At 72.5% G+C, this 22,779-nt stretch carries 23 protein-coding genes and 2 pseudogenes; 9 read left to right on the forward strand and 16 right to left on the reverse strand.

Annotated features, from left to right (window positions below):
* The first annotated feature begins 86 nt into the window (after window positions 1-86).
* Complete coding sequence (locus ACIQ1J_RS01090; protein WP_403553003.1) at window positions 87-566, forward strand: DUF1772 domain-containing protein; 480 nt, start codon at window positions 87-89, stop codon at window positions 564-566.
* Window positions 567-732: 166 nt separating this feature from the next.
* Window positions 733-2,223: a glutamate synthase subunit beta gene (locus tag ACIQ1J_RS01095; RefSeq protein ID WP_403553005.1), complete on the forward strand. Its 1,491-nt coding sequence runs from the start codon at window positions 733-735 to the stop codon at window positions 2,221-2,223.
* A 185-nt stretch (window positions 2,224-2,408) separates the two neighbouring features.
* Here ACIQ1J_RS01095 and ACIQ1J_RS01100 read toward each other — a convergent pair whose 3' ends face one another.
* Entirely contained in the window at window positions 2,409-2,684 is a 276-nt protein-coding gene (locus ACIQ1J_RS01100) for a DUF397 domain-containing protein (protein ID WP_210959159.1), read from the reverse strand.
* Window positions 2,685-3,545, reverse strand: coding sequence for a helix-turn-helix transcriptional regulator (locus ACIQ1J_RS01105; protein WP_210959158.1), 861 nt, complete (start codon window positions 3,543-3,545; stop codon window positions 2,685-2,687). It abuts the gene before it with no gap.
* A 223-nt stretch (window positions 3,546-3,768) separates the two neighbouring features.
* On the opposite strand from ACIQ1J_RS01105, the gene ACIQ1J_RS01110 reads away from it, so the two are divergent.
* The 3 genes from ACIQ1J_RS01110 to ACIQ1J_RS01120 all read left to right on the forward strand — a co-directional run bounded on the left by ACIQ1J_RS01110 (window position 3,769) and on the right by ACIQ1J_RS01120 (window position 6,982).
* Entirely contained in the window at window positions 3,769-4,416 is a 648-nt protein-coding gene (locus ACIQ1J_RS01110) for an ATP-binding protein (RefSeq protein ID WP_403553008.1), read from the forward strand.
* Entirely contained in the window at window positions 4,413-4,859 is a 447-nt protein-coding gene (locus tag ACIQ1J_RS01115; protein WP_210959156.1) for a hypothetical protein, read from the forward strand. The genes ACIQ1J_RS01110 and ACIQ1J_RS01115 overlap by 4 nt, the downstream gene beginning before the upstream one ends.
* A 161-nt stretch (window positions 4,860-5,020) precedes the next feature.
* Window positions 5,021-6,982, forward strand: coding sequence for an ABC transporter ATP-binding protein (locus tag ACIQ1J_RS01120; RefSeq protein ID WP_403553010.1), 1,962 nt, complete (start codon window positions 5,021-5,023; stop codon window positions 6,980-6,982).
* Window positions 6,983-7,003: 21 nt separating this feature from the next.
* Here ACIQ1J_RS01120 and ACIQ1J_RS01125 read toward each other — a convergent pair whose 3' ends face one another.
* The 5 genes from ACIQ1J_RS01125 to ACIQ1J_RS01145 all read right to left on the reverse strand — a co-directional run bounded on the left by ACIQ1J_RS01125 (window position 7,004) and on the right by ACIQ1J_RS01145 (window position 12,675).
* Entirely contained in the window at window positions 7,004-7,189 is a 186-nt protein-coding gene (locus ACIQ1J_RS01125; protein WP_121746457.1) for a hypothetical protein, read from the reverse strand.
* A 155-nt stretch (window positions 7,190-7,344) separates the two neighbouring features.
* Window positions 7,345-8,034: a DUF899 domain-containing protein gene (locus ACIQ1J_RS01130; RefSeq protein ID WP_403553012.1), complete on the reverse strand. Its 690-nt coding sequence runs from the start codon at window positions 8,032-8,034 to the stop codon at window positions 7,345-7,347.
* A 166-nt stretch (window positions 8,035-8,200) separates the two neighbouring features.
* Window positions 8,201-9,574, reverse strand: a complete 1,374-nt coding sequence (locus ACIQ1J_RS01135) for an amidohydrolase (protein WP_403553014.1) — start codon at window positions 9,572-9,574, stop codon at window positions 8,201-8,203.
* Window positions 9,574-11,616, reverse strand: coding sequence for an FUSC family protein (locus ACIQ1J_RS01140; RefSeq protein WP_403553016.1), 2,043 nt, complete (start codon window positions 11,614-11,616; stop codon window positions 9,574-9,576). The genes ACIQ1J_RS01135 and ACIQ1J_RS01140 overlap by 1 nt, the downstream gene beginning before the upstream one ends.
* Window positions 11,617-11,853: 237 nt before the next feature.
* A complete protein-coding gene (locus tag ACIQ1J_RS01145; protein ID WP_403553018.1) occupies window positions 11,854-12,675 on the reverse strand; it encodes a nucleotidyltransferase domain-containing protein in 822 nt (273 codons plus the stop codon).
* Window positions 12,676-12,857: 182 nt separating this feature from the next.
* On the opposite strand from ACIQ1J_RS01145, the gene ACIQ1J_RS01150 reads away from it, so the two are divergent.
* The gene (locus ACIQ1J_RS01150; RefSeq protein WP_403553020.1) at window positions 12,858-13,271 is read left to right on the forward strand and encodes a RidA family protein; all 414 of its coding nucleotides are present in this window, start codon (window positions 12,858-12,860) and stop codon (window positions 13,269-13,271) included.
* On the forward strand, window positions 13,268-13,735 hold the full coding sequence (locus tag ACIQ1J_RS01155; RefSeq protein WP_403553022.1) for a GNAT family N-acetyltransferase: 468 nt from the start codon (window positions 13,268-13,270) through the stop codon (window positions 13,733-13,735). Before ACIQ1J_RS01150 ends, ACIQ1J_RS01155 begins: the two co-directional genes overlap by 4 nt.
* 213 nt (window positions 13,736-13,948) lie before the next feature.
* Here ACIQ1J_RS01155 and pip read toward each other — a convergent pair whose 3' ends face one another.
* Window positions 13,949-14,914 (reverse strand): prolyl aminopeptidase, encoded by a 966-nt coding sequence (gene pip / locus ACIQ1J_RS01160; RefSeq protein WP_403553024.1) that lies wholly within the window; start codon window positions 14,912-14,914, stop codon window positions 13,949-13,951.
* Between the two features lie 55 nt (window positions 14,915-14,969).
* Complete coding sequence (locus ACIQ1J_RS01165; RefSeq protein ID WP_403553027.1) at window positions 14,970-15,683, reverse strand: uracil-DNA glycosylase; 714 nt, start codon at window positions 15,681-15,683, stop codon at window positions 14,970-14,972.
* Between the two features lie 167 nt (window positions 15,684-15,850).
* Here ACIQ1J_RS01165 and ACIQ1J_RS01170 point away from each other — a divergent pair, with 167 nt between their 5' ends.
* On the forward strand, window positions 15,851-16,447 hold the full coding sequence (locus tag ACIQ1J_RS01170; protein WP_403553029.1) for an RNA-binding S4 domain-containing protein: 597 nt from the start codon (window positions 15,851-15,853) through the stop codon (window positions 16,445-16,447).
* A gap of 22 nt (window positions 16,448-16,469) precedes the next feature.
* On the opposite strand, the gene ACIQ1J_RS01175 is transcribed toward ACIQ1J_RS01170, so the two are convergent.
* The 3 genes and pseudogenes from ACIQ1J_RS01175 to ACIQ1J_RS01185 all read right to left on the reverse strand — a co-directional run bounded on the left by ACIQ1J_RS01175 (window position 16,470) and on the right by ACIQ1J_RS01185 (window position 18,531).
* On the reverse strand, window positions 16,470-16,949 hold the full coding sequence (locus ACIQ1J_RS01175) for a DoxX family protein (RefSeq protein WP_403553030.1): 480 nt from the start codon (window positions 16,947-16,949) through the stop codon (window positions 16,470-16,472).
* A gap of 66 nt (window positions 16,950-17,015) precedes the next feature.
* Window positions 17,016-17,532, reverse strand: a pseudogene (locus ACIQ1J_RS01180) (class I SAM-dependent methyltransferase).
* A 90-nt stretch (window positions 17,533-17,622) separates the two neighbouring features.
* Window positions 17,623-18,531, reverse strand: coding sequence for an acyltransferase domain-containing protein (locus ACIQ1J_RS01185; RefSeq protein WP_403553780.1), 909 nt, complete (start codon window positions 18,529-18,531; stop codon window positions 17,623-17,625).
* A 78-nt stretch (window positions 18,532-18,609) separates the two neighbouring features.
* Between ACIQ1J_RS01185 and ACIQ1J_RS01190 the strand changes: the two are divergent.
* Window positions 18,610-18,868 (forward strand): annotated as a pseudogene (locus ACIQ1J_RS01190) (DUF6343 family protein).
* A gap of 3 nt (window positions 18,869-18,871) precedes the next feature.
* Here the strand turns inward: ACIQ1J_RS01190 and ACIQ1J_RS01195 are convergent.
* The 4 genes from ACIQ1J_RS01195 to rpsA all read right to left on the reverse strand — a co-directional run bounded on the left by ACIQ1J_RS01195 (window position 18,872) and on the right by rpsA (window position 22,661).
* Entirely contained in the window at window positions 18,872-19,252 is a 381-nt protein-coding gene (locus tag ACIQ1J_RS01195) for a tetratricopeptide repeat protein (RefSeq protein WP_210959139.1), read from the reverse strand.
* Window positions 19,253-19,353: 101 nt separating this feature from the next.
* Window positions 19,354-19,959 (reverse strand): dephospho-CoA kinase, encoded by a 606-nt coding sequence (coaE, locus tag ACIQ1J_RS01200; RefSeq protein ID WP_403553032.1) that lies wholly within the window; start codon window positions 19,957-19,959, stop codon window positions 19,354-19,356.
* Window positions 19,960-20,030: 71 nt separating this feature from the next.
* The gene (locus ACIQ1J_RS01205) at window positions 20,031-20,969 is read right to left on the reverse strand and encodes a PAC2 family protein (RefSeq protein WP_403553034.1); all 939 of its coding nucleotides are present in this window, start codon (window positions 20,967-20,969) and stop codon (window positions 20,031-20,033) included.
* 177 nt (window positions 20,970-21,146) lie between these two features.
* The gene (gene rpsA / locus ACIQ1J_RS01210) at window positions 21,147-22,661 is read right to left on the reverse strand and encodes a 30S ribosomal protein S1 (RefSeq protein WP_403553036.1); all 1,515 of its coding nucleotides are present in this window, start codon (window positions 22,659-22,661) and stop codon (window positions 21,147-21,149) included.
* Window positions 22,662-22,779 lie beyond the last annotated feature (118 nt).

Below are 22,779 nucleotides of genomic sequence, written 5' to 3' on the forward strand. Positions count from 1 at the left end.
CGTGGCCGTGCGGAGGTTGACTTGGGGAGATCGATGGCCGACGGTGCCGAGCGGGCATCGACGCGACGGGTGGGAGCTGACGCGACATGACCGACGGACCGTACTTCGTGCTGACAGTGCTGGGCGTGCTCGGGACCGGTCTGACGGCCGGCGCCTTCTGCGCGTTCTCGACCTTCGTCATGCGGGGGCTCGCGGCGCTCCCGCCCGCGCAGGGAGTCGCCGCGATGAACGCGATCAACACGGCCGCGGTGCGGCCTGCCTTCATGCTCGTCTTCCTGGGGACGGCGCTGCTGACCGCGGTGATCGCCGTGGTGACGTTCGTGCGGTGGCCGGACGGAGCCGCGGTGGAGCTGCTGCTGGGCAGCGCGCTGTACCTGTTCGGGTCGTTCGGGGTGACCGCGGCCGCCAACGTGCCGCGCAACACCACGCTGCTCCGGCTGGAGCCGGGTACCGCGGAGGCGACCGCCCAGTGGCCCTCGTACGTGCGCGAGTGGACGGGGTGGAATCACGTACGCACGGCCGCCTCGGCCGCGGCGGCGGTGGCGTACGTGCTGGCCCTCGCCTGATGGACCGCCGCCGCCTCGCCCCGGGGGCGTGCGCCGCCACGGCCGGAACACCGTGGGCGCGGAGCCGTCCGGCGCTCTGCGTGCGGGCGGGGCGGGACGTATCGTGGGCCTGAAGAGCGCCGCCCCACGACGCACGGCCTGCCACCCGCACGCAAGGAAGACGGCCATGGCCGATCCCAAGGGATTCCTGACCACGCCCCGCGAGGAGTGGCCCCGCAGGCCGGCCGAGGAACGGGTCCGGGACTGGCACGAGGTCCACGTGCCGGGGGCGCTGCTGCCGATCATCGACGCCCAGGCCGACCGCTGTATGGACTGCGGCGTCCCCTTCTGCCACGAAGCCTGCCCGCTCGGCAACCTGATCCCGGAGTGGAACGACCTGGTCTCCCGGGCGGACTGGAGGGCGGCGAGCGAGCGGCTGCACGCCACGAACAACTTCCCCGAGTTCACCGGCCGGTTGTGCCCCGCACCGTGCGAGGCCGGCTGTGTGCTCGCCATCAATCAGCCGGCCGTCACCATCAAGAACGTCGAGTGCGCGATCGCCGACAAGGCCTGGGAGGAGGGTTTCACCCCGCCGCGCCCGCCGGACCGGCTGTCCGGGCGGACGGTGGCGGTGGTCGGTTCGGGGCCCACCGGGTTAGCGGCGGCGCAGCAGCTGACCCGGGCCGGGCACACGGTCGCGGTCTACGAGCGGGACGACCGGGTCGGGGGGCTGATGCGGTACGGCATCCCCGAGTTCAAGATGGAGAAACGGCACCTGGAGCGGCGCGTCGACCAGATGCGGGCCGAGGGGACGAAGTTCCGTACGTCGACGGCGGTGGGGCGGGACGTGGCCGCCGGCGAGTTGCGGGCCCGCTACGACGCGGTGGTGGTCGCCACCGGCGCGACCGCGTGGCGGGAACTGGCGGTGCCCGGCCGCGAGCTGGCCGGTGTCCATCAGGCGATGGAGTATCTGCCGCTGGCCAACCGGGTGTGCGAGGGCGACCTGGAAGGCTCCCCGCTGTCGGCCGCCGGCCTGCACGTCGTCATCGTCGGCGGTGGCGACACGGGCGCGGACTGTCTCGGTACCGCGGTGCGGGAGGGGGCCGCGTCCGTGACCCAGCTGGACATCTACGCGCAGCCCGGCGGGGACCGCGACGAGGAGGCCGAGCCCTGGCCGACGTATCCGCGGCTGTACCGGCTGTCGGCCGCGCACGAGGAGGCACGCGACCTGCGGTCCGCGCCGGCGGCGGACGCCGACGCGCGGCTCTTCGCCGCGTCCACGCTCCGGCTCACCGGTGACTCGCAGGGGCATGTGCGGTCGCTGCACCTGGTCGGTGTGGACGCCGGGCGCCGTCCGCTGCCCGGCACCGACCGGTCGCTCCGCGCGGACCTCGTCCTCCTCGCTCTGGGCTTCTCCGGGCCGGACCGGGAGGACGGGCTCGTCGAGGGGCTGGGGCTGGAACTGGAGCCCCGTGGCACGATCGCCCGGGACCGGGGCTTCGCGACCAACGTCCCGGGTGTGTTCGCCGCCGGGGACGCGGCACGAGGGCAGTCGCTGATCGTGTGGGCGATCGCGGAGGGGCGGGCGGTGGCGGCGGCCGTCGACCGCCTTCTGTCGGGCGGCAGCACACGGCTGCCGGCACCGGTCGGCCCGTACGGCCGGCCGATGACGGTCTGAACACACCCACCGCTGCCCGGCCGGTCATCCATCGGATCACGGCGTCCTACCGGTCACGGGTCACGCCCGGGTCACGGCCCGCGTATCAGTGCTCACGAGTGTCGAGTGTTCGCAATAGGTGATCAACTCAGTGCCAAGCAGCTTAAGAACAACAATCAACAGCAACAATCAACAGGGCGGTCGTCTCAGGACAGCAGGAAGTCCGCCTCTCCCGCCTTGGCTCCCTCGATGAAGGCCGTCATCTCGGCGGAGGTGTAGATCAGCGCGGGGCCGTCGGGGTCGGTGGACTGACGTACCGCGATCCGGCCGTCGGAAAGCTTCATCGCTTCCAGGCAGTTGCCCCCGTTGCCGCCGCTCCACGGCTTGTGCCAGCCCTCGCTGCCCAGCTCACGGGCGGGCATGCCGTTGTAGATCCGCTCGCTGCGGGTCCGTGGCGAGCGCTGGGGTTTGATGCGGTTCATTCACAGCTCCTTGCGGAGATCCCGGAGGATCTCCTTCGTGCGATGTGCCGTGGCGGCCTGCGCCGCCATGCGGTCCATGACCTCGAGGTGGGTCGCCACCTCGGCACGCGCGTCGAGGTAGACGGCGCCGGTCAGGTACTCGCTGTAGACCATGTCCGGCAGTTCCGGCATGGCGAATCGGAACAGCACGAAGGGCCCGTACGTGCCCGGGTGCGGCCCGCCTGAGAACGGGGCGACCTGCAGCGTCACATTGGGCAGCTTCGTTGCCTCGAGCAGCCTGTCGATCTGTGCACGCATCACCTCCGGGCCTCCGACGGGGCGGCGCAGCGCGGTCTCGTCCATGACGACCCACAGCCTGGGCGCGTCCTTACGGGTGAGCAGTTCCTGGCGTCGCATGCGCAGGTCGACGTGGCGCTCGATGTCGTCGGGCCGGGTCTGCCCGATGGCTCCCGAGCGGAGCACACCACGCGCGTAGTCCTCGGTCTGCATCAGTCCGGGGACGAAGTGGGGCTCGTAGGAGCGGATCAGGACGGCCGCGCCCTCCAGGCTGACGTACATGGAGAACCAGCCCGGCAGGATGTCGTGGAAGCGCTGCCACCATCCGGGCTTGTTGGCGTCCTCGGCAAGCCGCACGAAGGCGTCGGCCTCGTCGTCTCCGATGCCGTAGGCCTTCAGCAGGAGCTGGAGGTACGGGATCTTGAAGGCGACCTCGGCCATCTCCATGCGGCGGACCGTGGCGGGGGCGACGCGCAGGATGCGGGCGGCTTCCTCGCGCTTGAGACCGGCGCGCTCCCGGAGGTCCAGCAGGCGCCGCCCGAGGACGACCTGGCCGACCGTCGGCGCGGACCGCGGCTCGCTCACCGCCCACCTCCTGAAGAGTCCCGAAGAGTCCCTGTGCCCTTGTGCGGACAGCCCGGCGGCGCCATTCGAAGACCCGTTCGAATGTCTGGGCAGGCATTCGGGGATCTGAAGTGGCGCCGCTCGTCGTGCTGTTGCGAGCAGTGTGCCACGGCCGTCCAGACCGTCACACAGCACTCTGCATTTTTCAGAGTGACTCTTGCCAAGTGTTCACGGCGGGGCGATAGTGGCAAGCGTGATTCCGTCCGCGCCCTTGGGAACAGATGCCACCGCGGGCTCCCTGGGCCTCGGTGCCGCCATGGGAGCCGGCCCTTCGGGGGCCGCCGCTGCCGAGCGCCGGTTCCGTTTCGAGCTGGCCGCACATCCGGGTTCTCCCGCACAGGCCAGACGCCTGACACGGGCCCGGCTGAACGGCTGGTCGGTGTGCGAGGACATCTGCGACACCGCGGCCCTGGTCGTCTCCGAACTGGTGACCAACGCGATCGTGCACACCGCGAGCAGGCACATAGTGTGCGAGCTGCACGACGGCGCCGACCTGGTCCGCATAGCCGTGCGCGACGAGGGTTGCGCTCCCGGCCAGCCCCACCCCTCGGCCGGCCGGCAGCCCGACGACGAACACGGCAGGGGACTGCTTCTCGTGGACGCCCTGTGCGACGCCTGGGGCGCCCATGAGCACGGGCCCGGGCCCGGGCTGCTGGTCTGGGCCGAGCTACCGCGCAAGGCCGACGGGCCGCGCGACCCGTCGGAGCCCCACAACGACCTGGGCTGGGGCGCCCGCCCGAAGCCCGGCCCCGCCGACGGCACGGGTGACGAGGGCGAGGCGGAGGGACGCCGCCGAAAGGCGCGCCGCGGAACGGGGACCGAATGGCTATGAGGGCTGCGTCCGGCATCCGACCGCTCGGTCTGGACACCCTGGTCCGCCTGCAGCGCGGACTGACCACCCACGGAGCGCCTTCCGCGACGCCCCGGCGGCTGCCCGTGCCGGACGGCATGACGGCCCCGCTGGGCTGCGACGCGGTGGCGGTGCCCGCCCGCTTCGGCCCGCTGGTGCTGCCCCGGCTGCCGCGCGTGGGCTGCGTCTACGCCGACGACGCGCACTGGTGGTGGATCGTCCCGTCCGATTCCGACTACGCACTGGAGTGGCCCGCGCCCGCGCGGTACGCCACGGGCGCCGTCGTACCCGACACCCCGGGCCTGCCGGGCCTCATCCACCGCCCGGACGGCACGGTCCCCTACACCCCGCCCATCCCGCTCTACCTGGCACTGTGCCGGCTGACGAACACGACGCCGACGTGGTCGCGGCAGGTGAGCGCATAGGCGCCGCCGCGCCCTCCCGTCCTTCTTCGCTCCCCCGGCTCCGCCCCGCACGCCCCCTTCCGGCTTCCTCCGGCCGGGCGTGCACCCGCGCGCCCCGGCCTCCCCCGTCCACGCCCTGCCCGTAGGCGTCCCGCCCCCGCGATAGTGGCCGTCGGTCCACGATGGGGAGGCAGACGGTGCGCAGGAAGGGCGGCACGGAGGCAGCCGGGGTGTCGGAGTCGGAGCGGCTGCTCTTCGGCGGTCCGCTGCGCTACGACATGGGGTGGAACCAGCACGCCGACGCGTTTCTGGAGCTGGGCTTCCGGGCGATGCTGACCCGGCTGCCGTCCCTGCTGTCGTCCAGCCTCCGGCTCGCCCGGCAGGCCGACCCGCAGGCGGCGCGGACCGTACTGACCGCCGAGGTGGGCCGGGGTCTGGCACAGGCGGTCAGTCTGCTCGCGGTCAACAGCGTGCTGGCCGGACTGATGGCCGCCGGGCCCATCGAGGAACGTCTGCGCGCAGCGGTCCCGGCGCTGGTCACCGTAGCGGCGGTGATGCTGCTCGCGGCGTTGCTGCGGGCGGCCTCCACGTACGCCACCGGACGGCTGGAGCCCAAGGTGGAGCGGGTGGCCACCGAGCGGTACCTGGAGCGGGCGGCGGCCGTGGAGCTGTCCGCGATCGAGGACCACGCCTTCCACAAGCTGCTGGACACCGCCCAGTACGGCGCGGCCTCCGCACGGCGCATGATCATGTACGGCACGCGCGTGGTGAACGCGATGATCTCGCTGATCGCGGCAGCCGGCGTCCTGACCGTGCTGCATCCGGCGCTGCTGCCGCTGCTGGCGACGATGACCCTGCCGAGCGCCTGGAGCGCGCTGACCCTCGCCCGCCGCCGGTACGAGTCGTTCCACGCCTGGGTGCAGCACGAACGCGCGGGGCGGCTGCTGGGCAGTCTGCTCATCGAACCGGCCGCGGCCCCGGAGATCCGGGTGCACGGGGTGGGCCCGTTCCTGCTGCGGCACTTCCGCGCGATGTCGGAGACCGCCGAGGCGGAGCAGGCCCGGCTGGCCCGGCTGGCGGCGCGTACGGGGCTGATCGCGGCGGCGTGGACCGGGCTGGCCACCGCGGCGACGTACGCGACGCTCGGCGGGCTGCTGCTGGGCGGAGCGATGTCCCTGGCGGTGGCGGGGACGGCTGTAATCGCCATCCGCACCGGTTCGCAGAGCCTCGGCACCCTGGTCGTGGAGGTCAACGCGCTCCACGAGGAGGCCCTGTTCGTCGGCGACCTGGAGCGGCTGCACGTGGAGGCGGCCGACCGGGCCATTCCGGTGGGCGGCGCCGCGCTACCGGAGGACCCGAAGGAGATCCGCTTCGAGAACGTCACGTTCCGCTATCCGGGTGACGCCACCCGCCCGGCGCTCGACGACGTGACGCTCTCTCTGCCGCTGGGCCGGATCGTGGCGCTCGTCGGCGAGAACGGCTCGGGCAAGACGACGCTGGTGAAACTGCTCGCCGGGTTGTACACCCCGGACCGGGGCCGCATCACGTGGGACGGCGTCGACGCGGCGACGGCGGACCGGCACGCGCTCGCCGAACGCGTCGCGATGGTGGCGCAGGACTTCAAGCGGTGGCCGTTCACCGCGCGGGTGAACGTCGCGGTGGGGCGCTCCTCGATGCCGCTCGGCGACGACCGGGTGGCCGCGGCGGTCGCCGAGGCCGGGGCCGAGGAGGTGGTCGCGGACCTGCCGCGCGGCCTGGACACCCTGCTGGCCCGCAACTTCAGCGGCGGCCACGAGCTGTCCGGCGGCCAGTGGCAGCGGGTCGGGATCGCCCGCGCGGCGTACCGGCAGGGCCGCATCCTCATCGTGGACGAGCCGACGGCGGCCCTGGACGCCCGGGCCGAGCTGGAGGTCTTCGAGAAGATCCGCGCCCTGGCCGGCAGCGGGCAGACGGTCGTCCTGATCACCCACCGGCTGGCGTCCGTGCGTCACGCCGACCTGGTGCACGTCCTCGATCAGGGCCGGCTCGTGGAGTCCGGGACACCGGACGAGCTGCTGGCCACCGGTGGCGTGTACGCGGAGCTCTACTCCCTCCAGGCGGAACAGTTCACCAGGGCGCCGGTGCCCGCTCCGAAGGCGGGCTGACGTCAGGTCCGCTCCCGTCCGTCAGGCGGCCACGTCACCGGCGGCGTCGCCGGCGCGGACGATGACCAGGAACATGTCCGTGGCGAGGTCCATGACGACCTCGGCGGGCAGGCCCTCCAGACGCCGCGCGTTCGCGAACTCCTCCGCCGGCCAGGAACCACGCGGCCCGCCGGCGGGAAAGCGTTCGAGCACCGTTCGCCCGTTCACCCTGCACCTCCATGTAGCGCTGTACTCGTAGAGTTAAACGCCAACCATGGAGCGATCGCCTCGTGGAGTGATGGTACTGAGACATAGTTGACACTCGTTCACCGCAAAGGGTGAGCGGCGTCTCAGCCGTTCGGCCCCCTTCGCTACGGTGCGTGTCAGTCCTCGTACTCGTCGTGGTAGCGGATTCTCTCGCTCCCCGCAGGCGCACCAAGCGCCGACGCGCGTCCCTCGGGTTTCTCCCACTGCTCCTGCCGGCCGAGAGCGGTCAGGTCGAGCAGGCTGGTGGTCGAGCCGAGTCCGTCGAGGCCGCGTTCGTACGTCGAGTAGGTGTGGAAGACCCGGCCGCGGTCCCGCAGGAAGCAGCTGAGCCCGGGCCGCTCGACCAGCTCGCCCCCGTGTTCGAGGGTCACCTCGAAGTCGGTGTTGAAGTCGCTGACGTACGACGAGTACCAGGGCAGCGACCAGCCCATCCGCGCCTTGAACGGAAGGATCCGCGGGTACGGCGCCCGGGACACGGCCGCGAACGACGTACCGCGCGCCCTCAGGTGCGCGAGGTGTCCGATCTGGTCCAGGAACGCCGAGCAGCTGCGGCAGCCGGCCTCCCACTCGGGCGCGAACATGAAGTGGTGGACGACGAGCTGGTCGCGTCCCTCGAAGAGGTCGAGCAGCGTGGCCTTGCCGTCGCCGCCCTCGAACACGTACTCCTTGTCGACCTCCACCATGGGCAGCCCGCGCCGCTCGGCGTTGAGCGCGTCACGCGCGCGTGTCGCGGCCTTCTCCTTGGCCAGTAACGCCTCGCGCGCCGCGCGCCAGTCCGCGCGGGGGACGATCTCGGGCAACGACATGGGATCCAGCTCCTCCGGTGCGACACACGACGGTCCGTCGGAGGTGCTGACCGACGGGCGGAGCGGAACTCATCGCGGCTCGGGAAGATTCTTTTTCGGAACGCCACCGGAGCGCCGCCGGAACGCCACCGGGACGCCGCCGGCCTCGGTGTTCAGGTGTCGTACGTCAGGCGTCGTACTCCTGGACGCGCCGGCCGTGGCCGCGGTCGGTCAGGGCGGGCAGCCGCTCTCCGAGTTCCCGCACCACCGCGGGGACGTCGAGGGTCAGCAGCTCGCGGTCCCGCATGAGGACGCGCCCGTCGACGATCGTCGTGCGCACGTCCGCGGACCGTGCGCTGTGCACCAGGGTGGCGGCGAGGTCGTGCACGGGCTGGGTGTGCGGGCCGGTGAGGTCGACGAGGACGAGGTCGGCGCGCCGCCCCGGCGCGATGCGGCCGACGGCGTCGCCGAGGCCGACCGCGCGGGCGCTCTGCAGGGTGGCGTGGTGCAGGGCCTGACGTGAGGTCAGCCAGCGGGGGTCGCCCTCGGTGGACTTCTGGATGAGGGAGGTGAGCGCCATCGACTCCCACACGTCCAGGGAGTTGTTGGATGCGGCGCCGTCGGTGGCGAGCCCCACGGGGACGCCGATGTCGCGCAGGGCGCGCACGGGTGTGGTGGTGGGCCAGGCGAACTTGAGGTAGCCGCGTGGCGCGGTCGCCACGGCCGTTCGGCCGCCCGCGCGCGCGAGGAGCGGCAGATCGGTCTCGACGATGCCGGTGCCGTGTGCGATGAGCACGTCGGTGCCGAGGATGCCGGTGCGTTCCAGGGTCTCGATGGGGGTGGCCCCGTGCCGGGCGATGCTGGTGTCGGTCTGGTCGCGGTTCTCGGCGGCGTGGAGGTGCACGGGCAGGCCGTGGTCACGGGCGAGTCCGGCGGTGGCGGCGAGGTCGGCGTCGGTCACGGTGTAGGGGGCGTGCGGGGCGAGGGCGGTCGTGATCCGGCCGTCCGCGGAGCCCCGGTGTCGCAACGCGAACTCCAGCGACGCCTCACGCCCTTCGGGTCCTTGCGAGGAGAAGTACGCCTGGCCCAGCAGCGCCCGCATCCCGCACTCGGCGACCACGGCGGCGACGGCGTCCATGGCGAAGTAGTGGTCCGCGAACGTCGTCACGCCCGCGCGGATCATCTCGGCGCAGGCGAGCCGGGCCCCCAGTTCCACGTCGCGGTCGGTGAGGTTGGACTCGACGGGCCAGACGACGTCGTTGAACCACTCATCGGTGGGCAGATCCTCGGCGAGGCCCCGCAGGGCGACCATCGGCGCGTGCGTATGGCAGTTGATCAGCCCGGGGAGGGCGGCCTGGCCGCGTGCGTCGATGCGGTCGACTGCCGCGATGCCCTGCCCGGCGCCGGCGGTCGTCACGGAGTCGACGACTCCGTCCCGTACGACGACGGCCGCGTCCTCCTGGAAGCCGATCCGCTCCCGTTCGTCGTGCACGAGGACGGTGCAGCCGGTGATGACGAGATCGGCGGGCTTCGCACGGCTCTCATGGGAAGAAGGCGTCATCACGCCAACGTACGGTGCCGCCCCACACGCCCGCGCCGCTCGGCGAGTTCGTCCCGCAGTCCGGCGAGGCGGTCGGTGTGGCGGGGCGTGAGCCGGCCGGTGTCGTCGAGGTGCACGGCGCACGCGGTGGTGGTGTCGACGAGCCGTTCGAGGACGGCGGCGACCTCGTCCGCGCCCTCCGAGTGCCGGGCGAGGGCGGGCAGTTCCGCGGCGGCGAGGGCGATCGCGGCGCGGGCCTCGGCGAGCGTGCGGTACGCCTCGCGGCGCAGTTTCCACCGGGCGGCGCGGTCACCGGACTCGCTCAGTACGTGGGCGAGGTAGGCGTGGGCCGCGGCGTCGGCGACGTCGATCCGGGCACGGATGCCGCCGCCCCGCTGTCCCGGCAGCGGCAGATGCCCGACGACCAGGACGATCGCGCAGGCCAGCAGTGTCTCGCCGATGCGGCTGACGGAGGCCTGCGGTTCGCCGCCGACCATGACCAGCGCGAGGACGAGGACGGTGACGACGGTGGTCTGGGCGGCGAAGTGCCGCGCGGCGACCGGCACCAGGGCACCGCAGAGGGCGACGAGCGCGACGAGCCCTTCCGGCCGCGGCAGCACGGCGGCGAACCCGGCGAAGACGAGCGCCCCCGAAACGGTCCCGGCCGCCCGGCACAGCACCCGGGAGACGAGCGGGCCGAGGTCGGGCTTGACGAGGAAGACGGCGGTGGCGGGCAGCCAGTACCAGTGCTGGTGGGACCCGTACCAGTGGCCGTGGTGCAGTGCCTGGGCGACGGCGGCACTGGCGCCGAAGCACAGGCCGACGCGCAGCCCGTACTCCCGTCCGCCCGCGCCGAGGACGGTGCGGGCCAGGGAGGCGACCGACCGCCTGCGGGTGTGCAGGTCCCGGCCCCTGCCCCGGTCGAAGGCCTCCGCGGCGTGCAGCAGGGCGTCGTCCAGGGCGCGCAGGGCGGGCTCGGTGCGGGTGGGTGCGGGCAACGGTCCCGCGTGGACGCTGCCGCGGACGGCCGCCGCCAACCTCCGGGGCCCCTCCGAGGCCCGCGCGGGGACGGCCTGCTCGGCCCACGCGAGGGCGGTCGCGGCCTCGCCGAGCGGCAACGCGGCGGCGTACTGGGCGTGCAGCCGCCGTTCGGCCGCGGACGAGGCGTAGCGCCGCAGCCGGGGCCCGGCGAGCGCGTCCTGCGCGTGGTCGAGGGCGGCGGTGAGCGCGGCCCGGCGGGCACCGGCCTGCTCTGTGCCGGCCGCGTCCAGGAGCGCGGCCACGGCGTCGTAGACGTCGGCGACGGCCGCCCGCTCCCCGTCGAAGCGGAAGTCGAGGCGGGTGCCGAGACGGGTGCCGAGACGGGTGCCGAGGCGGGAGTCGAGGCGGGTGCCGAGACGGGAGTCGAGACGGGTGCCGAGGCGGGTGCCGAGACGGGTGCCGAGGCGGGTGCCGAGACGGGAATCGAGGCGGGTGCCGAGGCGGGTGCCGAGACGGGAGCCGAGGCGGGAGTCCCCGGTGAGGGAGCCGGGTGTGGGCAGGACGAGCCGCAGCGCGAGCAGCCATCCGGCGCCGGCGAGGAAGGCCAGCACGCTCTGCCACCCGGGCTCGGGCAGCGGCATCCCGGCCCCGACGGCGCTGGTGACCAGCAGTTGCGTCCCGGCCCCGGAGCCCACGGTTCCGGCGGCGCTGACGCCTCCGGCGACCATTCCGAGCCCGGTCAGCACCAGGGTCAGCGGTACGGCTCCGAGGTGCTGCCCGGCGTACGTACCGATGAGCAGCCCGACGGCCCCGGCGAGCGCGGGAACGCCGATGCGCCGCACGGAGGTACGGCGGCTGCCCGGCCGGTCGTTGATGCCGGCCAGCATGGCGGCGATGGCGGCGACAACTCCCAGAGAGGCCCGGTCGGCGAGCACGGCGGCGAGCAGCAGGGGCCCGCCGGCCAGCGCACCCCGGGTCACCGCGCTCCAGGGCACGGGCCCGCGCTGGGCTCTCAGGGCGTGGGCGATCCAGGGCGGAAGCGAGAGGCCGACTCGGCGTGCGGGGCGGACGGTGCGGGACACGGGGCGCGGGGCTCCTGTCGTCTGGTCGAGGGCGGGGGTGAGCCTTCGGGCGACGGTGGCCGGGCTGTGCGGAGTCGGGCGGTGCGGTATGTCTGGCGGTGCGGTGGGACGGTGTGTGGTGCCCACGCTAAGGCGTTTTCCTGGAGGACGGAGGACAAACGTGTTTCGGGGATGTGACGGTCGGCCGGAACGGCGCATCCTTTATGAACGCAATCAGGCCGCGCCTCGTCAACGCGATCAGGCCGTACCTCGTTCCCGCCCCTCGCGGCGGACCTGGCCTCCCCGGGCCCCTTCCACGGCCTCGCACAGGAGTGCCTCGGTGTCCGTGACCGACCGCGCCAGGGCCTCCGGCCCGGGTGTCAGCTCCGCCAGCAGCCCGTCGACCCCTGCGGCCCCGCCCAGCCCGGCCCGTCGCACCACCCCCTTCTCGTTGGTGACCCACTCCCCCCGTGCCGCCAGTACCGCGTGCGCCGTCTGTGTCGCGGCCAGGGCGATCGCGCCGGCGACCTGCGTGACGGCGCCCTTGGGCGCGTGGCCGGCCCTGGCGTGGGCGAGGGTGGCCGTGGCCGCGCCGTGCCAGCGCTCGGGGGCGGTGGCACGGAGGGCCTCGGGGTAGGCGGGGCGGGGCAGTTCGCCGCGCAGCACCTCGTTGATCGCGAGCTCCGCGACCACGAGGTACGTCGGGATGCCCGCGAGGTGGAACATCAGCGGCTCGACGCCGAAGCGTCCCGCCTCGGCCTCCGACACCTCGTGCTCGACCACGTCGAGGTCGCGGTAGTGCAGGTCGACCCGGCGTCCGTCGATCGTCAGCCAGGCGCCTCCGTTGAAGACACCGCCGCCCCATGCGCCGACCTCGGAGACCTCCCCCGCCCAGCCGAGGGCACGGACACCGTCCGGGTCGAAGGCGCCCCGGTAGTAGACGGCCAGGTCCCAGTCGCTGTCGGGCCCGTGGGTGCCCTGGGCCCGGGAGCCGCCGAGGGTCACCGCCCGGACGTCGGGCAGGGCGGCGAGGCGGTCGGCGGTGGTGTCGAGGAAGGCCTGGTCCGTGAGGGAGGGCACTGCTGCGGGCTCCTGACGGGTGGGCGCGGGCACGGGCGGACGCCGGAAGCGTACGTGGGGGCGACCGGCGGCACGAGGCATTGTCAGTGGCTCGCGCTGTCGGTGGAGGGAAAACCGGGTGCGAGGACGAGCCGCGGAACGGACGATCGGGAGGTCGGCGTTTCACCGTCCCAGGAGCCCACGTGATTCAGCGCGCCACCGTGCCGGGCCTTTTCCCGCCGCCCACCTACTCCCATGCCTCCGTCGTCGAGGCCGGGACGAAGCTCGCCTTCCTCGCCGGGTCCGTTCCGCTCGACGCGGAGGGGAAGCTGGTCGGTGAGGGTGATCCCGTCCGGCAGGCCGAGCAGGTGATCGCCAACCTCACCGAGCAGTTGCGCTCCGTGGGGAGCGGGTTGAGGCACGTTCTCTCGACCGACGTGTACGTGGTCAGCGGCGAGACCGCAGCGCTGTCCGCCGTCTGGGAGGTCGTCGAGGCGTCCGGCCTCAGCACGGGCCCGCACTCCTCGACGCTGCTCGGGGTGAGCTGCCTCGGGTACCCGGGTCAGCTGGTGGAGATCACGGCGACGGCGGTCGTGCCGGAGGAGATACGTCCGTGAACCGGGAGGGAGACGGGCCCGTCGTGCTGCGACGGGCGGCGGCCGCCGACGCGCGTGCGGCGGCCGGCGTCTGGCTGGCTTCGTTCACCACCGCGCTGCCGACCGTGGTCCGGCCCCGCGCCGACGAAGAGGTCCTGGACTACTTCGGCCATGTGCTGGTGCCCCTGCGCGAGACGTGGGTGGCGGAGGCGGCCGGCCGCGATGTCGTCGGCGTGATGGTGCTGGAGGAGGGGGAGCTGTCGCAGTTGTACCTCGCCCCGGACTGGCGCGGGCGCGGCATCGGGGACCGGTTCGTCGCGCTCGCCAAGGAACGCAGGCCCGAAGGGCTCTCGCTGTGGACCTTCCAGGTCAACGCGCCCGCGCACCGCTTCTACGAGCGGCACGGCTTCACGGCCGTTCAGTGGACGGACGGCGCCGGCAACGAGGAGCGGGAGCCGGACGTGCGGTACGTGTGGGAGCCGTAGGGCACGGGCGCGGCCGTGGGTGGAACGGCCGGACGCGCCCCACGGCTAGTCAGGCATCGGCGCGCGCGTACCGGCCCGTCAGGCATCGGCGCCCGCGTAGACCCGTCAGGCATCGGCGCCCGCGTAGACCCGTCAGGCATCGGCGCCCGCGTAGACCCATCAGGCATCGGCGCCCGCGTAGACCCATCAGGCATCGGCGCCCGCGTAGACCCGTCAGGCATCGGCGCGCGCGTACCTGTCCGTGGCCGCCACCAGCACGTCGTCACCCATCGTTCCGGCGTCGTGCCCGGCCTCGTCCACGACCACCAGCTCGCTGTCCGGCCAGGCGTGGTGGAGCCGCCAGACGACGCCGAGGAGGTTGCCGAAGTCGAGGCTGCCCTGCACGAGGGTGCCCGGGATGCCCTTCAGCAGGTGCGCGTCCCGCAGGACGACGCCCTCGTCGTTGCCGTCACCGAGGAAGTGGTCGTTGCCCCAGTAGTGGGTGACGGTTCGTGCGAAGCCCATGCGGAACTCCGGGTCCTCGAACCGGGCGACCGAGTGGGGCGGCGCGGGGATGATCGCCGTCTCCCAGTCGGTCCAGGCGCGTGCGGCCCGGGCCCGGACTCCGGCGTCGGGCGACTCCAGCAGCCGGTTGTACGCGGCGGCCGTATCGCCGTCGCGTTCGTCTACTGGCAGTTCGGCGAGGAACCGCTCGTGGGCGTCGGGGAAGAGCTTCCCCAACCCGCGTGTCAGGAGGGCCACTTCGGCGTTGGAGCCGGTCGCCACCCCGGTCAGCACCAGCTCGGTCACCACTCCCGGGTGCGTCTGCGCGTACCGCAGTCCCAGGATGGATCCCCACGACACGCCCCACACCAGCCACCGCTCGATGCCGAGGTGGGCGCGCAGTCGCTCCAGGTCCGCCATGACGTGGGCGGTCGTGTTGACGCTCATGTCGGTCTCGTGGTCGCTCGCCGGAGGGACCGACCGTCCGGCGCCGCGCTGGTCGAGGAGCACGATCCGGTAGGCGGCCGGGTCGAAGTACCGTCTGAGGTTGGGGCTGGTGCGGGACCCCGGCCCTCCGTGCAGCACCAGCGCGGGTTTGCCGCGGGGGTTTCCGCAGGTTTCCCAGTGGACGTGATTGCCGTCACCGACATCGAGCATGCCGTGGTCGTACGGTTCGATCTCCGGATACAGGCCCATCGGGGCACCGTAACGCCGTCGGCCCGGGACGTTCACCCCCTTTACGCCGTGGGCCCTACGCCTTGGGCAGCCCCGCCGTCCCGGCCGCCGTGCGCAGCACGTCCCGGAGCATCTCGGGGGTGAGTCGGCCGGTGAAGGTGTTGCGCTGGCTGACGTGGAAGCAGCCGAATAGACGCAGGCCGGGCCCCTCGGTGGCGTCCAGCGTGACGTGCGCGCCGTGCGCGAAGGCGGGGCGGGGGCGGGGCACCGTCCAGCCCGCCTCGGCGAACGCGGGCAGCGCCGCCTGCCAGCCGAAGGCGCCGAGTACCACCACGGCCCGCAGCGTCGGCCGCAGCAGACCCAGTTCCTGGACGAGCCAGGAGCGGCAGGTGTCGCGTTCGGTGGGGGTGGGCTTGTTGGCGGGCGGGGCGCAGTGCACCGGCGAGGTGACGCGCACGCCGTACAGTTCCAGGCCGTCGTCGGCGGAGACCGCGGTGGGCTGCGAGGCGAGACCCACGTCGTACAACGCCTGGTACAGCACGTCTCCGGAGCGGTCACCGGTGAACATCCGGCCGGTGCGGTTGCCGCCGTGGGCCGCGGGGGCGAGCCCGACGATCAGCAGACGCGCGTCCGGCGGACCGAAGCCCGGCACCGGCCGGCCCCAGTACGTCCAGTCGGCGAAGGCCGCCCGCTTGGTACGGGCCACCTCCGCCCGCCAGTCGACCAGCCTCGGGCAGGCCCGGCACCCCGCGATCCGCTGGTCGAGTACGGAGAGGCCGCTGGTGTCCATGCCTCCACCGTAAGACCACGGGCCCTGGTGCCCGGCTCTCGGCCCCGGCCACCGGCCACCGGCGACCGGCCACCGGCCACCGCGACAGCGCGCGACCACTCCGGGACCGCTCCGGGACCGCGGAAATAGGAGTCCCTCTCGCCCGGCCGAACGGTTAGGGTCGAGCCATGGCTTCCGAGCATGACGAGGGCAGGAACGGTGGGACGGCCGACCCACAGGACACCACCGGGGCCAAGGCCGGCACGAATGCCGACGACGAAACCGACGACAGGATCGACGGTACGGCTGCCGCGGCCCCGCCCCCGGACCCGAAGACCGCCGCCGCGATCGCCGCCGCCGAGGCGGCCGGGCCGCAGAACGGCGGGAGCGTCCGCGTGGACAGCTGGATCTGGGCCGTCCGCCTCGTCAAGACCCGCTCCCTCGGCGCGACCGCCTGCAAGGGCGGCCATGTCCGGGTGAACGGCGAGCGGGTGAAGCCCGCGTACTCACTGCGCGTCGGAGACGAGGTGCGCCTGCGGCACGAGGGCCGGGAACGCGTAGTCGTCGTGAAGCGGCTGATCCGCAAGCGCGTCGGAGCCCCGGTCGCCGTCCAGTGCTACGTCGACAACTCCCCGCCGCCCCCGCCCCGCGAGGCCGTCGCCCCGGCCGGCATCCGCGACCGCGGCGCCGGCCGCCCCACCAAGCGGGACCGTCGCGAGCTGGAACGCCTGCGCGGGCTGGAGGGCCTGAACCAGGCCCGGCGGGATGCCGAGAACAGGCCCTGAACACCCGCACGGCCATGGCCGGTCAGATCCGCCCGCGGCGTGCCGGCCGGAGCAGTTCCCCGTTGTGCCCGCGGCGGGCCCAGGCGACGACCAGGAGCGGCACCAGCAGGATGAGCGGTGTCGCGGCGTTCTCTCCGTCGAAGTAGGTGAGCTGGACGACGAACGCGCCCACCATCAGCGCGCTCAGGGCCGTCGCCGCCACCGACTGCAGCACCGGAATGAACAGGGCGATCGCCCCGGCCAGTTCGAGGACGCCGATGACGTACATCCCCGCGTTGCCCCAGCCCATCTCGGCGAAGGAGTCCGTCGCCGAAGAGTGCGCGACCAGCTTGGGCGCGGCGCTCGCGACGGCGAAGAACAGCGCGAGGAGCACCTGCACCGCCCGTAGGGCGATCCGGGCGCCGCGCCCCCGGGTCGACGTGGCGAGGCTCGCGGAGGTCGCGGAAGCAGTGGCGGCGGTGGAGGCGGTCCCGGAAGCAGTGGTGGCGGTGGTCTCGGACATGAGGGTCTCCTGAGCTGAGCGGTCCGTGATGCAGTCAGGTATTCAGACCGCTCGCCCGCCCGGAACTCATCGCCGATCCCCTACCTCCGGCACGGGAATCGCCCTCACCCACGTCCCGTCGTCGGTCAGATACCGGTCCACGCCGAGTCCTGCCTCCCCCAGGGCCTCCTCGAACTGTTTTTCGGTCAGCGGCCGGGCCCGGAACGTCTGTGTCCATACCGCGTCCGGGAACTCGTACTCCGCGTGCACCGCGTTGACGCCGTCCCCGACCGGCTCCGACGACACGATGCGCACGGTGAAGCCGGTCCAGGTCCTCGATCGGGCCGCATATCGTCCGCGCCCCGCGCACGTGCTCCAGCATCTCGGCGGACTCGTCCACCGCGGTCACGTCGAACCCCCGCTCCAGCAGCGGATGGGTCATGCGCCCCACACCACTGCCCAGCTCCAGGATGCGCGCCCCCTCGGGCACGGCTGCGGCGACGATGTCCGGCTCGGCTCCGGCGGGCAGCCTCGAATAGAGCTCGACCGCGCAGCCGTCGGGCGTGATGGCTCCGGGTCCCGTCCCCTGGTGTCCCTCTCGCATTTTCAGCTCCATGCCCGTCCAACGGGCCGCCTCCGCACACCCGTTCCCACCCGGCAACGGTTCACCCGACCGAGTGAACGGGGCCCACCGTCAGAACGGAAACCAGCCGTGCCCGACGTACCAGTGGCCGCCTGCCCGCAGGTGGTCCCCGACGGCCCGCTCCAGCGAGGTGCGCCGCTGCAGCCCCTCGACCGGCAGGCAGGGATCCCCGAAGACGAAGCGGACAGGTTCCTCGTCGGCTGGCTCGGTGTCCTGGGCCGCCCGGAAGCGTTCCTGGAACCGGACGATGTTGGAGTCGACCGCCAGGTACCGCTTCAGCTGCGGGTCGAGGAGCCAGGAGTGGCACGTCGCGGCACGATACGGCTCTTCGGGAAAGTGCCGGCGGAAGAACTCCCGGGCGAGGCCGAGCGAGCGGTCGCAGGCGGCCGGTGTCAGCGGCCCGCGGTAGTCGGGGACGTGCAGGTTCAAGCGGGGCTCGCCCGGCACCGCGTCCATCCCGGCCGTCCGCAGTACCGGCGCGGTGCGCTGCCCGATCGTGGCCCGTTCGAACTGCAACCGCCCCAGCTGGTACAGCTCTCCGCGGAAGTGGTGCACCAGCCACCGCGGGGCCCGCACTCCGCCCGTGCCGTGCCGTCTGCGGTGGCTCGCCATGTTCCGCCCCAGGTCGGCGAGGGTGTGCCGGGTGATCTCGGCCGGGATGCCGCGCTCCCGGTGGTAGGCGCGGGTGTACGGCAGCGCCGCGACGAACACGTACGCGGCGAAGTACCCGCCCAGCGCCCGGGGAGCCTCGGTCAGCCCCTCCCCGAAGCGCCGCATGTCCTCCGGGTCCGCGTCCGGCTCCCCGAGGTCCCGCACCAGCTCCTGGACACACTCCTCCAGCAGCCGCACCGTTCCGGCATCGCGCGTCACTCCGCCGCGCAGTCCCACCAGTGCGTTGATGTCCTCGTGCGGGACCGCCAGGTCGAGGAGTAGGTCGGGCAGGTCGTCGGCGTCCGGCAGGGCGGGTCGGTTGTGTGGCACGGCTCGTTTCCCCCTCGTCGTCTCCCGGAGTACGTTTTCCACAGGACTGGTGATCCGATGCGTACCGGGAGCGAACCGGCCACCGCGCGCAGTGCCCTGCGGGGCGCTTTTCTGGCTGAGTCTTTGGGGCCTGGCCTGGGCGATCTTCGGGACGGCCGCGTTCGCGCTCGCCGGGCGACCGGGACGGGCCGTCGCGTGCGGAGTGCTGCGGCTCGTCGTCACGGTCGGCCTGACCGGGATCCTCCGGCACATCCGCCAGGGCCCGCACTACCAGCCCGGGCCGGACGTACCGCCGTACCGGCCGCCGAGGAGCTGACCGTCAGGAGTCGAACCGCGCCTGCTGCAGATACTCCGGATTCGGGTCCAGAGCCGCCGCCAGCCGGAAGTGCCGCCGGGCCTGGCCGGGGCAGCCACGGCGCTCATAGGTGCGGGCGAGTGCGAAGTGCGCGAACGCGTTGTCCGGCTCACGCTCCAGGACGATGGTGAACTCCAGCTCGGCCGCTCTCAGTTGTGCCGCCGCGAAGAAGGCACGGGCGCGCAGCAACCGAGCAGCGGTGCTCTCCGGGTGCGCGGCGATGACCCCGTCGAGCAGTTTCACCGCGCCCCGCGGGTCCCGCGCCGCGAGCAGTTGCTCGGCGGCACGGAAGTCGATGACATCCGTCTCCGGAGTACGTCCGGTCGAACCGCTGGTCTCGGGCACGGCAGAGTCCTTCCCTCACTGAAAGGGATCAACGCCCGCGCGGGGACCGCTATTCCTGGGACGGGCGGAGCGACCGGAGCCTTGAGGAGGCGCCAGGGCGCTCAGCGCGGCGCGTGCGCCTTGCGGGTCAGCTCGGCCCACACCGCTGCCACGCGGCGCCGCAGCTCGTCCAGCGGTACGTCGTTGTCGATGACCACGTCCGCGATCTCCCGGCGCTGCTCGCGCGTGGCCTGGGCGGCCATCCGCGCGCGTGCGTCCTGCTCTGGCATGCGGCGCAGCCGTACCAGCCGGTCGAGCTGGGTGGCGGGGTCCGCGTCCACGACGACCACGAGGTCGTACAGCGGTGCCAGGCCGTTCTCCGTGAGCAGCGGAACGTCGTGGACGACGACGGCGTCCTCGGCGGCGGCCTCCTCGAGGGCGCGGGACCGGTCGGCGACCAGGGGGTGCACGATCGAGTTCAGCGCGGCCAGCTTCTCCGGGTCGGCGAACACGATCGAACCGAGCTTCGGCCGGTCCAGGCTGCCGTCCTCGGCCAGTACGCCCTCGCCGAACGCCTCCACGACCGCTGCGAGCCCCGGGGTACCCGGGGCGACGACCTCGCGCGCGATCCGGTCCGCGTCGATCAGTACGGCGCCGTGTTCGACGAGCAGCCGCGACACCTCGCTCTTGCCGGCGCCGATCCCGCCGGTCAGGCCCACCTTCAGCATGAGCGGAAGCCTAGGGCCTCCCGGTTACGGCCGGCCCACCGGCCGGCTCCTACCGCGCCGGCCCAGGGGCGTCAACTGTCACCCTCCCGCTCCGCCAGGAACCGTTCGAACTCGCGGCCGATCTCGTCCGCCGACGGGATCTCGACGGGCTCGGCGAGCATGTTGCCGCGGGTCTCGGCGCCCGCGGCCGCGTCGTACTGGTGCTCCAGGCCCTGGATGAGGGCGGTGAGTTCCTCGTCGCCCTCCTGGATCTGCCGGTCGATCTCCGTCTGGGTGCGGAGGGCGTCCGTGCGCAGGGAGTGCGCGATGCCCGGCAGGACCAGGCCGGTCGCCGCGGTGATCGCCTCCAGGACGGTCAGCGCCGCGTCCGGGTACGGGGAGCGGGCGATGTAGTGCGGGACGTGCGCGGCCACGCCCAGCACCTCGTGGCCGGCCTGCAGGAGCCGGTACTCGACGAGTGCCTCGGCGCTGCCGGGGACCTGCGCCTCCTCGAAGGGGCTGCTGTGGCCCGGCACCAGGTCGGCGCGGTTGCCGTGCGGGGTGATGCCGACGGGGCGGGTGTGCGGGACGCCCATGGGGATGCCGTGGAAGTTGACCGCGAGGCGGACCCCGAGCCGCTCGACGATCTGCCGCACGGCCGCGGCGAAGCGTTCCCATTCGACGTCCGGTTCGGGGCCCGACAGCAGCAGGAACGGGGCCCCGGTGGCGTCCTGGACGACGCGCACCTCGATGGCGGGTTCCTCGTAGTCCGTCCAGGTGTCCCGCTTGAAGGTCAGCAGTGGCCGGCGTGCCCGGTAGTCCACGAGCCGGTCGTGGTCGAAGCGGGCGACGACCTGGTGAGGCAGCGAGTCGAGCACCTGGTCGACGATCTGGTCGCCGGTCTCGCCGGCGTCGATGTATCCGTCGAAGTGGTAGAGCATGATCAGTCCCGCCGACTCCTGGGCGAGTGCCATGTCGACGACGGCCAAGCCCTTCGGCTCCCATGCGTACAAGCCCTGCGGATCAAGCACAGTGACCGCTCCCCTCCTGGTGTTCGTACTGCACAACACGGGTCCCGGCCCGGGCATTCCCCGTCCGCGCCCCGGCCCGGCGTCACCGAACGCGCCGAGGGCCCGCACCCCGGAAAGGGGTGCGGGCCCTCGGTTCACGAGCTAACGCTCGATGAGGAGCTTCTGCTCAGCCCGCGTTCAGCTCTGGCCGCCGGCCAGCTTCTCGCGCAGCGCGGCCAGCGCCTCGTCCGACGCCAGGGCGCCGGAGTTGTCGCCGCCCTCGGAGGAGTACGAGCCACCGCCGCCGCCACCGCCGGCGGAAGCGGCCGGAGCCGCACTCGCGGTGTCGACACCCTCGGCAGCGGCCTTCTCGTCCGCCTCGCGGGACTTGATGACCTGCGCCTGGTGCTGCTCGAAGCGCTGCTGCGCCTCGGCGTACTGGGTCTCCCACACCTCGCGCTGGGTCTCGTAGCCCTCGAGCCAGTCGTTGGTCTCGGGGTCGAAGCCCTCGGGGTAGATGTAGTTGCCCTGGTCGTCGTAGGACGCGGCCATGCCGTACAGGGTCGGGTCGAACTCGACCACCGACGGGTCGGCACCGAAGGCCTCGTTGGCCTGCTTCAGCGAGAGGCTGATGCGACGGCGCTCGAGGTCGATGTCGATGACCTTGACGAAGATCTCGTCGTTGACCTGGACGACCTGCTCCGGGATCTCCACGTGGCGCTCGGCCAGCTCGGAGATGTGGACCAGACCCTCGATGCCCTCGTCCACGCGGACGAACGCACCGAACGGCACCAGCTTCGTGACCTTGCCGGGTACGACCTGGCCGATCTGGTGGGTGCGGGCGAACTGCTGCCAGGGGTCTTCCTGGGTCGCCTTCAGCGACAGGGAGACGCGCTCGCGGTCCATGTCCACGTCGAGGACCTCGACGGTGACTTCCTGGCCGACCTCGACAACCTCGGACGGGTGGTCGATGTGCTTCCAGGAGAGCTCGGAGACGTGGACCAGACCGTCGACGCCACCCAGGTCCACGAAGGCACCGAAGTTGACGATCGAGGAGACGACGCCGGAACGGACCTGACCCTTCTGGAGGGTCGTGAGGAACGTCTGGCGGACCTCGGACTGGGTCTGCTCCAGCCAGGCGCGGCGGGACAGGACCACGTTGTTGCGGTTCTTGTCCAGCTCGATGATCTTCGCCTCGAGCTCCTTGCCCACGTAGGGCTGGAGGTCGCGGACACGGCGCATCTCGACCAGGGAGGCCGGGAGGAAGCCGCGGAGGCCGATGTCGAGGATGAGACCACCCTTGACGACCTCGATGACGGTACCGGTGACGATGCCGTCCTCTTCCTTGATCTTCTCGATGGTGCCCCAGGCACGCTCGTACTGAGCGCGCTTCTTCGAGAGGATCAGGCGGCCTTCCTTGTCCTCCTTCTGGAGAACAAGGGCCTCGATCTCGTCACCGACGGCGACGACCTCGTTAGGGTCGACGTCGTGCTTGATCGAGAGCTCGCGGCTCGGGATGACACCTTCGGTCTTGTAACCGATGTCGAGCAGGACCTCGTCCCGGTCGACCTTCACGATGACGCCGTCGACGATGTCGCCGTCGTTGAAGTACTTGATCGTTTCGTCGATCGCGGCGAGGAAGGCTTCCTCGTTACCGATGTCGTTGACCGCAACCTGCGGGGTGGTGGCGGTGGTCTCGGTGCTGCTCGTCATGTGGGAAAGGGCTCCGGTACGGACATTGAAGTCGTAGGTACTGCTTACGCCGGGAGCCCGTTTCGCTCTGCAGACGCCGGACAGCCAAGGAAGTGTCACCGAAACCAGGGGTGACACC

The sequence above is a fragment of the Streptomyces sp. NPDC097107 genome (assembly GCF_044762405.1).
In the GTDB taxonomy this organism is placed as follows: domain Bacteria; phylum Actinomycetota; class Actinomycetes; order Streptomycetales; family Streptomycetaceae; genus Streptomyces; species Streptomyces thinghirensis.